We start from the raw sequence: 13,137 nt of genomic DNA on the forward strand, positions 1-13,137 counted from the left end.
ACTTCGCAAATAAACCCACTTTAACTAAGAGTAAATTTGCATAACTGTGAATCAAATCGCTTATAAGTCTATGATTTTAATGCCTAGCATATGGAGAAGTGACCATACAACATGTATTATTATTTTTTTAGACTTTAGTTCCATTGACGGCATGAAAATACTGATTTGTGATGACTCGGCAATTGCGAGAAAACTGATAATACGAACCATCGTACAGAGTACATCATTGCAGCTTATTGAAGCCCAAGATGGGTATGAAGCGCTAAGAATTCTTGAGGAACAGAATATTGACATTTTGTTTCTCGATTTGACGATGCCAATTCTGGATGGTTTCGAGGTTCTTAAGTCTTTACCCGTTAGTAGCTATCCAACTCAAATTGTTATCATCTCAGGTGACGTTCAACAAGAAGCGAAACAGCGTTGCATTGAACTGGGTGCCCTGGCTTTTATTGCGAAACCGTTATCTGAAGATCAAGTTGTACCACTGTATAAACAGTTAGGGCTTCAATATGCCTTTAAACCAGTCGTAGACTTGAGCCCAGAACAACAATTTATAGATGAGCTCTCTTCACTAGCAAAATTTCGCGAAGTGGCGAACGTGGCGTTAGGGAAGGGAGCGGCCATTATGGCAGATCATTTGCGCGAGTTCATACAATTGCCAGTTCCTCACGTTGGCCCCTTGTCATATGGAGAGCTTCATATGACGCTAGTTGATGTGATTGGACGAGACGGTTCAGTCGCAGTCGCGCAACGATTTGTTGGGGGAGGTATTCACGGAGAAGCGTTAGTTTGTCTTAGAGGAAAAGACATCAATCAGATTGGGGAAAGGTTAGGCTACCATTTAGAGTTCACGGCACATAACGAAGTGATTCTAAACGTCTCCAACTTATTGGTTTCTTCTTTCTTAACATCTCTTGGTAGTCAACTTGATAAGCAGTTCTCTCTTCGCCAACCGGGTATCATTGATACACTGCCAGTTTATAATGATGACCAAGGGAAAAAAGGGGAGCTTTTTACCATTGAATATACCTATATAGCGGAAGAACTCGACTTCGAATGCGAAGTGCTATTTTTGGTGGACAAGCCATCAGTAGAAATCATATATGAAATCATGGAGTTAATCTGATGCCCGAAATTACACTGGATATGGCTGACTTTCATTGGGTCACTCAGATACTAGATACAATGGATTCAGGCCTCATTGTGCTCGACGATCAGTATAAAGTCTGTGTATGGAACAGCTTTATGCAGTCGTACAGCGGCATACTTTCCCAAGATATTCTAGGTGAGTACTTATTCGACCACTTTGAAGACCTGCCTCGAGCCTGGCTTGAGACGAAGTTAAAAACATCAGCCGATTTGGAAACGCGTTCTTTTTCTAGCTGGGAAAACCGCCCATTTCTTTTCAAATTTAATAATTTTTCCCCTGTATCCAACAGCAGCGATTTCATGTATCAGGATATTGTTATCACGCCACTACGTTCTTTATCCGGAGAAGTCGGTCATATCGCGATCCAAATAAATGATGTATCTGAAACGGCACGAAATCGGATTCATCTAAAAGAGACTAATCAACATCTTTCGGAAATCAGCCGTAAAGATGGGCTAACAGGCTTGTTTAATCGTGCCTATTGGGAACAATCACTTAAAGACGAGTTTGCCCATTTAAAATTATTCGACGGGCCAAGTTCACTGGTTATTTTCGATATCGACCACTTCAAACACGTCAATGACACCTATGGTCATCCTGTGGGGGATGAAGTGATTCGTCGAACATCGAGTTTGCTTCGAAAAACAGCGAGAAGTAGTGACATTTGCGGTCGTTTTGGAGGCGAAGAGTTTACCGTATTGCTTCCGAATACGACTCAGGAGCAAGCGAGTTATTTTGCAGAGCGTTTGCGCAAACGGATAGAGCAAGAAATTGTTAAAGTTGAAGATTTCTTAATTAATTACACCATCAGTATTGGTGTCTGCGAATATAAACCTACTTTAAACAGCCATACACAATGGTTAAAAAGCGCTGATGCGGCGTTATATTGCGCCAAAGAAAAAGGCAGAAATAAAACTTGTGTTTACGAAAACCTATTGGATTGCGTACGAGAATCATCTATTTGATTAAAAACCATCCAGCTAATTAATAAACTCACATTAATATGAATTAAGTTAGTGAATTTTTCTCGCCATGTCTTACTATTGAAACAGTTTTACTTTCAGCTTAGAAGCCTTCTATTAAATGGAGAAAAGCAGTGGTTGTAGAAACCGATGGATATCTCGCTCTTATCGAACACTTGTCGTTTAACTTGGATATTTTTACAACTGAAAATGGCGACTCGGGTTTTGAAAGCATTGAGGATGTAGTAACCGATATGGTTGCTTCAAACATCATGGCGATATTCGAGCAAAACCCAGAACTTCACTCAAGCGTTCGCTTTAAATTGCTAAAAGAAGCCGATGCTGTAGTAGAAGATCTAGGAGAAGTTCTTGCCGGAGTCTGGAACAAAAAAGCAACCAATGAGCAAATTACTTTTCTTGATGAATATGTAGCCTTAGTGAAAAACTTGTTTGATACCGCAATCGCTACCTACGACTAAAATATTTTTCACGAATGTACGAGAAGAGCCTTGGCAGGCAGAACAATGTCCTAAGGCTTAACTCGTACCGATTCGTTTTGGTATTGAGTTACAATGTCACTCTTCTGATCTGCCAAAACTTTGATGCCCAATAGGGGTTATCCATCCTGGAAATAATCACACCTTTTGACGTCGAAGCGTGCATAAATTGTTTATCGCCCAAGTAGATTCCGACATGGTACGTCGTTCGTCTGGTCTTAAAAAAGACTAAATCCCCTTGCTGAGCTTCTCTCCAGCTCAATTTAACGCCTTGCTTTGATTGTTGTTGTGTCGTACGTGGTAGAGCAAGTTGATAAGCTTCTACAAAAGCCTTTTGCACAAATGCCGAGCAATCAATACCAGACTTCTTTGTACCACCAAGCCGATATGGCGTGCCGTGCCATTCATTATAAAAATCCAACAAGTCAGGTTTGTTGGAGAAGTTCTGTGCTTGAAATGCTACCACTTCAGCTTGTTCAATCTCTTCTGGTTCTGGTGTCGAAGAGCAAGCGGTAACTAGCCCACTGATTATTAAAGTAATATAAATTCGACGCAAATCATCCACCTGTCATCTCCGTGACTTACAACTGAAACGTAAATGTCATAACCAATTCATAGTATGGGGCCAGAATCACGGCTTTATTTAGATTGTGTGACAGATGCACAATTAAACCGTCTTAAACCCAATAAAGAATAAAAATTGATCATGACAGCGCGCAATCGATTACGCTTTTCTCTCTCACTGATTCAGACCATCAGTGCAACATTTTTAACTATCATAGCCCTTGTTATAGCTCTTTCTGCGGCAAGTTTCAAAGGAATGGGTCAGATTAAAGAGCAATTTGATGAACTGTCTCAAAAAGAGTTACCAATGGCATTGGCCAACGCCAGGTTAACCAGGAATGTTCTTGAGATTGTCAAATTACTCAATTATGGGATGCAAGTGACTGAGGCCAAAGAACTTCCTCTTGTTGAAGAGGAAATAGAACAGTTAGCGAAACAGACAGCGGAGCTTGCAAAGCAAACGTCTGGCGTAACAACAGAGCCGCTTGAAAATAAAATGAAACGCAATGTGGAAAACTTGCATCAAATCACCCGTTCTATTCTTTTAAAACAATCTATTGTTATTCAAATACAAGCTGATGTTGATTCCGCCTCTGGTGGCTTTCGTTACGGTCTGAGTTCTATTGGTCCGGAAATGAACAGAATCAGCTCTTTCCTAAGTGCCGATAGTCCGGAATCAAGTGATGCGGCAAACCGATTTATCGCTTCTGCCAGTTCAATGGAAAGTACCTTTTTGGCGATGCTGACGCATACCGATTTGGCGAAAGCGGAAAAAGAATATCGTGAGATGCGCAATCGAATCGCAGGCATTAACCTCGCGTACTCAGATTTTAAAGCGCTACAGCCCGAGGTGACCGAGTTTTCAAGCCTGACAGCACCGTATGAAATGGTTAAATCTGGGTTTGGAGAAAAGGGGATTTTGCATTTAATTATGTCTAGGCTTGAGCAAAGCGAGCAACAACGAAGCGAGTTTCTACGTGCATCTCAGATTGCAAATGAGACGATGTTGTTGCTCGATCAGATTTCTCTTTCGTCATCCGATTTACTTGACGAGAGAAAAGTGGTGGTAAACCACACAATAGAGAATGTCAGTTTGATGGTACTCATCGCAGCAGGTGTTATCTCTATGACTATTTTATTGACGTGGTTCGGTTTAAAAACATGGACCAACCGTGGTTTAGATAACGTACTTGACCGCTTATCTGCGCTCACTGAACATGATTTTCGAGGCAAGGCTGAAGAAATTGGCCCAACAGAATTAAAAGAAGTAGCGAGGAAATTAAATCAGGTGATTGATTCAACACATGAGTCAATTGAGACGGTTACTCGTAACTGTGAAACACTTTATCAAACTGCAGAAATTAGCCATACAGTGACAGAGGGGACGAACGAAGGTTTGAGCATGCAGAACGAAGCCTTGGCAAATATCGTAACGACAATTAGCCAGCTAGAAGCGTCCATCCGGGAAATTGCTATGGTGACGAATACGTCATCCGTAGATGCGCTGCTTGCTACTCAGCAGACCGAGAAAGGGGTTCAGGTCATTGAACAAAATCGCTTACACCTCGAGTCATTGGAGAACGCTTTAAACATGAGCGAACAATCCATGTTAGATCTGGATCAACGAGTCAAACAGATCCGTGAAATGGTAGACATAATCAAGGATATCGCTGAAAACACTAATCTATTAGCGCTGAACGCCGCGATTGAAGCTGCGCGAGCGGGTGAGCAAGGGCGTGGATTTGCCGTTGTGGCTGATGAAGTGCGTAAGTTGGCGAGTGATACTTCGCAGCAAACGGCAAACATCCGTGACATGATGAACGAACTCATTATCGCTTCCGAGCATTCTCGTCGGGCAGTACACGATTCAAGGGAAGAAATGGCCCATGCATTAAAGTCGAGTCATTACGTAAAATCGACGTTTATAGAGATCAACGATGCGATGAAACACATTCAAGAACGCGTTGAGCAAATATCTGTCGCCACGGAAGAGCAAGAACGAGCCACCGCAGACGTTTCACGCTCAATTACGCAGATTTCAGAACAGGGTGAGCAAACAAAGCAACAGCTTGAGGCTATGGTAGAGAGTTCCGAGCAAGTCGCTGATATCGCAGGACAACAACAAGATATGCTTCACAAGTATCAACTTTGAGTTTTAAACAAATCAGCGCAAAGCCAATGCGAGCTTCCATTCCGCCTTGGCATTTTTACATATTCAAACGTTTGCAACAGTGCGAAGTTCTAAACCAGTAGCTATCCTTGCAGTAGCAGCAAGTTCATAACCGAATACTTTTCCGCGGATTTGGTCATGTCTAAAGGCATGATCGGTCTCAAAAATCACCACAAAATTATAAATTGTTCGATTTGATCTATATGCTTTTCGCCATTAACAAAAAATAAGGAAACGATGATGGACAAATTCGTAGTGTTTCTCTTATGCCTTTTTTTAACCGTTGGCGGTATTGTCCATATCTATGACAATATTGTTGATGGTTTGTTGCCTTATGATTTTGCCCCACGTTGGTTAAATATCTATTGGAGTTTACTGGGCATTTTAGATTTGTTCGCCGCCTACCTGCTGATTCGATACCGCCGTGTTGGTATTGTATTGATGTTGACTATCTTGGTAACCAATGTGGTCTTTAATACCCATGCTATCTACACGCTAGAAGTTTTAGATAATCGGACTGCGTTACAGCTGAAGACCTTGTTTTTGGGATTTTCTATTGGTGTATCAATCTGGCTATGGAACGCTCGGCAGAATCGACAATCACGCCAGATATTTCGTTAGAACCGAGGTTGCACGGATAAAACGTATCTATCATTGAAAACAAAAATGGGCTAGTGGTGAAAAGTATACCTTGAGCATAATTCACTTTAACCACTAGCAGACCACGCTGGCTAATCACTCGATGTATTACCTTTAACATGATAACGAAATGGTTGTGTTATCAGCTTATCGAGCCTTTGCTCCTGTTCATCTTTAATATCGGGCAGACCTATCACTACGTGGTCATGACCAAGTTCTGGCTGCGCACGGTAGGTACCAAATAATTGATCCCAAACAGACAAGAAGAAACCAAAATTAGAATGCGTTTCTCTCGGAATGACCGAATGATGAACACGATGCATGTCCGGCGTTACAATTGCTTTCCTTAACCAGGCATCGACTGACAGAGCGAGCCTTGCATTACTGTGATTAAACATAGCACTGGCATTCAGAATGATTTCGAAAATGACGATCGCATGAGGAGACACACCAAGAACAAACACAGCTCCGATTTTAATCACCATGGAAATCAGAATTTCAATGGGGTGGAAGCGTGCTCCGGTCGTCACATCAATATCCAGATCGGCATGATGCATTCGGTGAAGCCTCCAAAGTAAAGGGATGCGATGAAAGACAATGTGTTGCGTATAGATAACGAAGTCGAGCAAAACAACAGAAATCAACACATTGAGCCAAATAGGAACGGATACCCAGTGCAGTAAACCCCACTGGTTTTCACTCGCAATTACGGCGACCTGAAATGCCGCAATGGGCATAACTAAGGCGACGATCACGCTATTTAAAGCAACCAGTGAGAGATTGTTTACCCAGCGAAATGCGCGCGAAACCGTCAGTGTTTTACGTGGTAACTTGTTTTCCCATAAGGTACAGAGTAAGAGCACACCGATAAAGCAACTGAGCCTTATCAAGGATGGATCATTAAATGCTGTTTCTGTCACAGATGTTACCTCTCTGTATCTGCTCTACCTGTATAGGCCTAATTCAACGGGAAATAATTTCGGTGTACCATTTTCCATACCTTACCTTGAGGCCTGACGCTTATGCCAGTAGAATCGCGCTCTCGTTTTTATTTGGCATCTTCATTCATGAGAATTCACGCTTTCCACCGTCTATACAACCACCGTCAATCGCTCTCGACAAAACCTTTTAATGCACGCGGCTGTAAAGTCATCCGTTGCCCGTATTGTCAGGTTTCACAGCAGTATTGCCTGTGTGAAATGCAGCCAAACATAAAGTCGAACCTCGCCTGTATGCTCATTGTTTCGGAAAACGAAGTGTTTAAGCCAAGTAACACTGGCCGATTGATCGCTGACACGATTCAGGAAACTTACGTTTACCAATGGAACCGAACCGAACCCTCGGACGAGATGCTCGCGCTATTGAAAAGTGAAGACTATCAACCGGTCATCGTATTCCCGGCAGATTATGTGGATGAACCTCAACGATTACTGGCACGCCTCAACCCAGAACGATTAGTAAAATCTCAGGGCAACAACAAGAAATGGTTACTGATCTTCATTGATGGTAGCTGGCGTGAAGCGAGGAAGATATTTCGCCGCTCAGACTATTTACAGTCATTGCCGGTATTGTCGATAAAACCAGAGTCGCTGTCCGAATATATAATGCGACGTTCCGATAATGAGCAACATCTCTCTACAGCAGAAGTCGCCACGCTGGTGTTTAAGCAAACAGGTGAGCACCATGCTTCCGAGTGTCTTCAACTGTGGTTCGAAGCTTTTAGAGAAACGTATATGTTAACGAAAACTCGTATCAAAACGGATCCAAACCGACCACACCTGAAACGTTATATTGAGTGGTCAAAAACCGAGAGCTGACTCCAAAGAATAAGTTTTTGTTGATCGCTTGTTGTTCAGCTGGCTTGGACGAGGGGATAAATCTGGATTTGGTCACGGTTTGTAGGCGTACAGATATGGATAATGCCAAAAGTTTATCTTTTTGACTCCAGTAAACTTTTTGGGAGTCGATTTACACTTTTTAGGAGAGAAATACATGTATTATGGCTTTGATGTCGGTGGTACTAAAATTGAATTTGGTGCATTTAACGAAAAGCTTGAGCGTGTAGCAACAGAGCGTGTATCAACACCAACCGATAACTATGAATTGTTGGTTGACACTATTGCTGGCCTTATCAGTAAGTACGACAATGAATTTGGCTGCGAAGGTTCAATTGGTCTCGGTCTTCCTGGTATGGAAGATGCGGAGGATGCGACAGTTCTTACTGTGAACGTTCCGGCAGCAAAAGGCAAACCACTACGTGCAGATCTAGAGGCGAAAATCGGCCGCACAGTGAAGATCGAAAACGATGCCAACTGTTTCGCACTTTCAGAAGCGTGGGACGAAGAGCTACAAGGTGAACCATCTGTAATAGGTTTGATTCTGGGTACAGGCTTTGGTGGTGGTTTCATTTTCGATGGTAAAGTTTTCTCAGGTCGTAACCACGTCGCGGGAGAGGTTGGTCATATGCGCCTTCCGCTTGATGCATGGTTCCACCTTGGTGACAATGCGCCTCTACTGGGTTGTGGTTGTGACAAAAAAGGTTGTTTAGACAGTTACCTATCTGGTCGTGGTTTCGAGTTAATTTACGCGCATTACTACGGTGAGAAGAAAAAAGCGATAGACATCATTGAAGCCTATCGAGAGGGCGAAGCAACAGCCGTTGAGCACGTTGAGCGCTTTATGGAACTCCTTGCAATCTGTTTTGCGAACATCTTTACGGCAACCGATCCGCATGTTGTCGTTCTAGGTGGTGGTTTGTCTAACTTCGATGTTATTTACGAAGAGATGCCAAAGCGCATTCCGAAATACCTGCTGTCTGTCGCGAAATGTCCAAAGATCATCAAAGCGAAGCACGGTGATTCAGGTGGTGTTCGTGGAGCTGCGTTCCTAAACATCAAATAAATCGTTCGCTTACTAAGCTAAGTAACTTAACAGAGCCCTGTTCATTGAGTAGCAGGGCTTTTTTGCGTACATTTCGTCAAGAAACCACCTTTACCCAGCTTTACACTTCATTTACGTCGCTTGAAACAAGCTCTGATATGCTTTCCCTTAAGACTTAAAGATTAAATTAACGGGAATGGCTATGTTTAAACTTTCAACTTTTCGTAACGGTGCACTCGCGATTGTACTGGTAAGCATGGTGGCTCCATCCATGGCTAAGCAGGCTCCGGGACAGTGGCACGACCAAGAGCATAAGCCACAGAAACCAAAAAAAGTGGTTGTGGTGCAACCGAATTATCGGCCAAGCCACAAGGCGCCGTCACATAGGTCTTACCACCATAGCGGATTACCTGCTACAGCGGCATTTTTGGCAATTGCAGGCATTACGTATGCAATTATCGATAACGCTTATTACAAGCAAAGTGGGGATCAATATATTTATGTTGAACAACCACCAGTATCTGCCTCACAGCAAGCCAGCAGCAGTTTATCAGGACAAGTAGTAAACGTTTTGCCAAGTGGTGTGGTTAACGTAAAAGTAGATGGCGCAACGTATTATGTGCGAGGCAATGACTGGTATGCACCGATTGCAGGCACCAATAAGTTTGTCGTTGTTGCTCCTCAGTTATAAAGGGAGCTTGCATTATCAATAAAAAAGCTCGCGTTATTTGATACTAATCGTAGTAAGTAACGCGAGCTTTTTGCTGATTATAAAATCTATTTATTCTTTTTCCCGACGCCCAAATTTTCTTTCTGAGCCAGAGTGATTTTTGTGAAACCGAGTTTTCTAAAGTGGTTATCACGGTAGTTTCGAACGGCTTTAGTATCAGAAATTGCTTCGAGCTGCTGTTCCATTTTAAGGTATTCAGAAATGTCGATACCTTCGGCTTCAGCAACCGCTTCATGAATGTTGTGGTGTTGCTGGTAAGAGAACGTTAGTTCCTTGTCTTCGTCTTTGTAAGTGTACAAAATGGTGCGAGCCATAATTATCTCTCGAATGTTTTGTTAGTGTCTTTAGCTAAACCGTGTGAATTCCTCGCGGCCGGATGAGCAAGATTAAGATCTACTCTCAAAGTCTGCTGCAATCTGTTGCTAAAAACGAAAGGTCAGCTCTGCTGACCTCTATGGAATCGTTGCTATGTAGAGCTAGGGTTAGATTCTGCCTTGAAGTGGGATGATTGTCACGTTTTCTCCCACTTTAACCGTATCAATAGCAGGAGATATCTCGATAAGACAATTGGCTTCGCTCATCGAACGTAAAATACCGGAACCTTGCTTGCCTGTCGTATGTACGGTGAGACGCCCGGTTTCGTCTAGCTCATAGATGCCACGACTGAATTCCGTACGACCTTGGCGAGAACGTAAGTCTTCCTTTGCAATTGCATTGACTTTCAATGGCTTCCAGCCTTGTTCACCCTGCATTTTACGGATTGCAGGCTCAACAAAGTTGATGAATGAAACCATAACCGCAACCGGGTTACCCGGCAAACCAAAAAACGGTTTGTTGTTGATTTGACCAAAGGCGAGAGGGCGACCAGGGCGCATGTTGATACGCCAAAAATCGATTTGGCCAAGCTTATCCAACGCTAACTTAATGTAGTCGGCATCACCAACCGACACGCCGCCAGACGTCATCACCATATCCGCTTGCAGGGAAGCTTTTTCCAACGCTTCAATCATCAGTTGTTCATCGTCTTGCAGAATGCCAAAGTCCAGAATCTCACAACCGAGTTGTTCAAGCATTCCCATAATGGTGTAGCGGTTTGAGTCGTAGATAGAATTCGCTCTCTGCTCAGTTCCCGGAGCCTGCACTTCGTCACCAGTAGAGAAAATAGCCACTTTCAATTTACGAAAGACCTTAGCGTCACCGAAACCAAGTGAGGCGATCATGCCCATTTCTGGCGAGGCAAGGCGAGTACCCTTTGTGAATACATCACTGCCTACTTTTAAATCTTCACCAGCTTGACGTACGTTCTGACCAGCTTTTATGTTTGAAGCATTGAACGTTACCTTGTCACCACTTTGAATGGTCTGTTCGCGCATCACTACGGTTCCACCATTAACCGGAGTAGGAGCACCCGTCATAATTTTAACGGCTTGACCAAGTTCTAGCGGCTTTTCATACGCATGGCCAGCAAGTACTTCCGCCATCACTTGATAGGAATCTCGATCCAGATCGTCGCTACGAACAGCATAACCGTCCATCGCGGAGTTTGTATATTGGGGAACATTAACAGGAGAAACGATGTTTTCAGCCAATACCCGGCCGTAACTTTCTTCTAATCTGCATTCTTCGACTTCAGCAACAGGGTTAACTAAAGAGATTATTTTGTCTTGCCCCTGAACAACAGAAAGGTACGCAGGAGATAGCGTGTCACAGCAAGCGATTTCCTTCTCTTTCTGTTTCGGTTGTTGTTTGTCTTCGACGTACTGAAGAACAAACTTAGCGATAGCATCCAGATCGTTGATATTCATTTTTGGTAAATCAGAGTCAAGATCACCACTGTCTGAAGCAATCGCAATGATGTTTTCATCAAAGGGATAAAGCCACGGTTTGCCGACTTCTTCACGGTGAAGTTCGATTTTTGGGAAAGCGATATTTTTACAGCCTTCGACCAGCACAACATCTAACTCGCTTTCATCAAAACGAGTGAGTAAGTATTCGAACTCAGCTTCTGCTTGAGGAGTCTCCGTCATCAACGCAAAACGGTTTCGAGACGCGATCAACATCTGAGAAGCACCAGCTTTACGTAATCGGTAACTGTCTTTACCCGGTTTATCGACGTCAAAGTTGTGGTGTGCGTGTTTTAACATACCAATACGTAAACCCGCTTCGGTCAGTTTCGGCAATAAAGCTTCAAGAAGCGTGGTTTTACCGGTACCTGAATAGGCTGCAAAACCAAGAATAGGGATATTTAGCGTGTGTTTCATGATTCTAATTGTCCAAATTGAGCCAGTTCTTCCGGAGTGTTTAAGTTGACGAAACAGTTTGGTGAGTCACTAAAATCCACGTAACGGGTGTTACACTCTTGATAGAGTAGAATGATCTTTCGATCTCCACGCTCTAAAAACGCCGTCAATTTAGGTAAAACTCGTTTATGGTACATCGTAAAGACAGGTTGCTGGTGATCACCGTCATGAGCGACCAAAATATCCGTATTTGCTTCAACCGCTTGGCAAAATCGTTCTACTAAATCGGTGTTAATTTGCGGACTGTCACAAGGTACAAATCCGACCCAATCGGTTTGCGCGTGTACCAAACCGGCATGAATTCCGCCCATCGGTCCCGGGTAATTCTTAAACTGATCGCTGAAGACGAAACCAAACTGACGGTACGCGTCTTGGTTTCGATTCGCATTGATTAAAATGCTTGGTGTTTGCGGTGATAAACGTTCGATAACGTGAGCAATGAGTGGCTTGTGATTAAGCTCTATCAAACCCTTATCTTTTCCACCCATGCGACTGGCCTGGCCACCAGCTAAGATGACCCAACTAGTTTGTGTTGGTTGAAGCATATTCGTTCTCTTGGGATGTTTCTTTTGATATGACATACAACAACGGCGACTCTATTAAAGTCTTGTCTTTAATCCACCACTGTTTTTTACATAAATCGGTTAACGCGTTAGTTTGATGACTTGTGACGACAATGCTAGAGCCACGATCCAGCAGATCTTTTGCCATTACCACTAATCGCTCGATAGACTCTATGTCTAATGATGCGCTTGGCTCATCCATCAATAAAATGGACGGTTTTAATATCCAGGCTCGCGCCATGGCTACGCGCTGTTTTTCTCCGCCTGACAACACAGAGATGTGTTCGTCAGCCAATGTTTCTAAACCTACCATGCGTAAAGCGTTAATAACTTGAGCTCGCTTATCTTTTGCTGTGTCGTGCTGATATTTCATGCCGTACACGACATTTTCATACACGGAGCCATCAAAGAGGTAAGGGGACTGATGAAGATAAATGACGTCGACTCGGCCATTACGTCGTGTCCATTTCTTTAGCCAGGAATCTTTAGGCGCAATGATCTCACCTGTCGACGGTTTTAACAGGCCTGCGAGAATTTTAAGTAAGGTCGTTTTGCCGACACCATTATCACCTTTGAGATAAATCGCATCGTTTGGGCCAATTGTCAGCTCCGGAATATGAAAAAGCACGCGTTCTTTAAAACGCATAGACAATTGTTCGGCGGTAATTTTTATAGTCATAAT

At 43.2% G+C, this 13,137-nt stretch carries 14 protein-coding genes; 8 read left to right on the forward strand and 6 right to left on the reverse strand.

Features of this window, described 5'->3' with window-relative positions:
• The first annotated feature begins 151 nt into the window (after positions 1-151).
• From ACWYU8_RS13010 to ACWYU8_RS13020, 3 genes are all read left to right on the forward strand, one after another.
• Positions 152-1,126 (forward strand): response regulator, encoded by a 975-nt coding sequence (locus tag ACWYU8_RS13010; RefSeq protein WP_457520036.1) that lies wholly within the window; start codon positions 152-154, stop codon positions 1,124-1,126.
• A complete protein-coding gene (locus ACWYU8_RS13015) occupies positions 1,126-2,115 on the forward strand; it encodes a diguanylate cyclase (RefSeq protein ID WP_457520038.1) in 990 nt (329 codons plus the stop codon). The genes ACWYU8_RS13010 and ACWYU8_RS13015 overlap by 1 nt, the downstream gene beginning before the upstream one ends.
• A 131-nt stretch (positions 2,116-2,246) precedes the next feature.
• Positions 2,247-2,591, forward strand: coding sequence for a DUF3802 family protein (locus tag ACWYU8_RS13020; RefSeq protein WP_457520040.1), 345 nt, complete (start codon positions 2,247-2,249; stop codon positions 2,589-2,591).
• 88 nt (positions 2,592-2,679) lie between these two features.
• On the opposite strand, the gene ACWYU8_RS13025 is transcribed toward ACWYU8_RS13020, so the two are convergent.
• The gene (locus ACWYU8_RS13025) at positions 2,680-3,174 is read right to left on the reverse strand and encodes an NlpC/P60 family protein (RefSeq protein ID WP_457520042.1); all 495 of its coding nucleotides are present in this window, start codon (positions 3,172-3,174) and stop codon (positions 2,680-2,682) included.
• Between the two features lie 141 nt (positions 3,175-3,315).
• Between ACWYU8_RS13025 and ACWYU8_RS13030 the strand changes: the two genes are divergently transcribed.
• Together ACWYU8_RS13030 and ACWYU8_RS13035 are read left to right on the forward strand one after the other, a co-directional pair.
• Entirely contained in the window at positions 3,316-5,325 is a 2,010-nt protein-coding gene (locus tag ACWYU8_RS13030; RefSeq protein WP_457520044.1) for a methyl-accepting chemotaxis protein, read from the forward strand.
• Between the two features lie 258 nt (positions 5,326-5,583).
• Positions 5,584-5,964, forward strand: coding sequence for a hypothetical protein (locus ACWYU8_RS13035; RefSeq protein ID WP_457520046.1), 381 nt, complete (start codon positions 5,584-5,586; stop codon positions 5,962-5,964).
• Positions 5,965-6,074: 110 nt separating this feature from the next.
• On the opposite strand, the gene ACWYU8_RS13040 is transcribed toward ACWYU8_RS13035, so the two are convergent.
• Complete coding sequence (locus ACWYU8_RS13040; RefSeq protein WP_457520048.1) at positions 6,075-6,902, reverse strand: sterol desaturase family protein; 828 nt, start codon at positions 6,900-6,902, stop codon at positions 6,075-6,077.
• Positions 6,903-7,049: 147 nt separating this feature from the next.
• On the opposite strand from ACWYU8_RS13040, the gene ACWYU8_RS13045 reads away from it, so the two are divergent.
• From ACWYU8_RS13045 to ACWYU8_RS13055, 3 genes are all read left to right on the forward strand, one after another.
• Positions 7,050-7,799 (forward strand): tRNA-uridine aminocarboxypropyltransferase, encoded by a 750-nt coding sequence (locus tag ACWYU8_RS13045; RefSeq protein ID WP_457520050.1) that lies wholly within the window; start codon positions 7,050-7,052, stop codon positions 7,797-7,799.
• Positions 7,800-7,974: 175 nt separating this feature from the next.
• The gene (gene nagK / locus ACWYU8_RS13050) at positions 7,975-8,883 is read left to right on the forward strand and encodes an N-acetylglucosamine kinase (protein ID WP_457520052.1); all 909 of its coding nucleotides are present in this window, start codon (positions 7,975-7,977) and stop codon (positions 8,881-8,883) included.
• A gap of 181 nt (positions 8,884-9,064) precedes the next feature.
• On the forward strand, positions 9,065-9,553 hold the full coding sequence (locus ACWYU8_RS13055) for a DUF6515 family protein (RefSeq protein ID WP_457520054.1): 489 nt from the start codon (positions 9,065-9,067) through the stop codon (positions 9,551-9,553).
• 86 nt (positions 9,554-9,639) lie between these two features.
• Here the strand turns inward: ACWYU8_RS13055 and ACWYU8_RS13060 are convergent, their stop codons facing one another.
• The 4 genes from ACWYU8_RS13060 to ACWYU8_RS13075 all read right to left on the reverse strand — a co-directional run bounded on the left by ACWYU8_RS13060 (position 9,640) and on the right by ACWYU8_RS13075 (position 13,134).
• The gene (locus tag ACWYU8_RS13060; protein WP_457520056.1) at positions 9,640-9,906 is read right to left on the reverse strand and encodes a DUF2960 domain-containing protein; all 267 of its coding nucleotides are present in this window, start codon (positions 9,904-9,906) and stop codon (positions 9,640-9,642) included.
• 168 nt (positions 9,907-10,074) lie between these two features.
• Positions 10,075-11,853: a bifunctional molybdopterin-guanine dinucleotide biosynthesis adaptor protein MobB/molybdopterin molybdotransferase MoeA gene (locus ACWYU8_RS13065; protein ID WP_457520058.1), complete on the reverse strand. Its 1,779-nt coding sequence runs from the start codon at positions 11,851-11,853 to the stop codon at positions 10,075-10,077.
• A complete protein-coding gene (gene mobA / locus ACWYU8_RS13070) occupies positions 11,850-12,437 on the reverse strand; it encodes a molybdenum cofactor guanylyltransferase MobA (RefSeq protein ID WP_457520060.1) in 588 nt (195 codons plus the stop codon). Before mobA ends, ACWYU8_RS13065 begins: the two co-directional genes overlap by 4 nt.
• Positions 12,415-13,134 carry an energy-coupling factor ABC transporter ATP-binding protein gene (locus ACWYU8_RS13075; protein ID WP_457520062.1) on the reverse strand — a complete coding sequence of 240 codons (720 nt, stop codon included), beginning with the start codon at positions 13,132-13,134 and terminating at the stop codon, positions 12,415-12,417. The genes mobA and ACWYU8_RS13075 overlap by 23 nt, the downstream gene beginning before the upstream one ends.
• Between the last annotated feature and the right edge of the window lie 3 nt (positions 13,135-13,137).

The sequence above is a fragment of the Vibrio limimangrovi genome (assembly GCF_054064025.1).

Coding starts and splice junctions, on each gene's coding strand:
- ACWYU8_RS13060 (WP_457520056.1), bottom strand. CDS start 9,906: ATGGCTCGCACCATTTTGTACACTTACAAAGACGAAGACAAGGAACTA.
- ACWYU8_RS13035 (WP_457520046.1), top strand. CDS start 5,584: ATGGACAAATTCGTAGTGTTTCTCTTATGCCTTTTTTTAACCGTTGGC.
- ACWYU8_RS13065 (WP_457520058.1), bottom strand. CDS start 11,853: ATGAAACACACGCTAAATATCCCTATTCTTGGTTTTGCAGCCTATTCA.
- ACWYU8_RS13030 (WP_457520044.1), top strand. CDS start 3,316: ATGACAGCGCGCAATCGATTACGCTTTTCTCTCTCACTGATTCAGACC.
- ACWYU8_RS13015 (WP_457520038.1), top strand. CDS start 1,126: ATGCCCGAAATTACACTGGATATGGCTGACTTTCATTGGGTCACTCAG.
- ACWYU8_RS13010 (WP_457520036.1), top strand. CDS start 152: ATGAAAATACTGATTTGTGATGACTCGGCAATTGCGAGAAAACTGATA.
- nagK (WP_457520052.1), top strand. CDS start 7,975: ATGTATTATGGCTTTGATGTCGGTGGTACTAAAATTGAATTTGGTGCA.
- ACWYU8_RS13045 (WP_457520050.1), top strand. CDS start 7,050: ATGAGAATTCACGCTTTCCACCGTCTATACAACCACCGTCAATCGCTC.
- ACWYU8_RS13075 (WP_457520062.1), bottom strand. CDS start 13,134: ATGACTATAAAAATTACCGCCGAACAATTGTCTATGCGTTTTAAAGAA.
- ACWYU8_RS13055 (WP_457520054.1), top strand. CDS start 9,065: ATGTTTAAACTTTCAACTTTTCGTAACGGTGCACTCGCGATTGTACTG.
- mobA (WP_457520060.1), bottom strand. CDS start 12,437: ATGCTTCAACCAACACAAACTAGTTGGGTCATCTTAGCTGGTGGCCAG.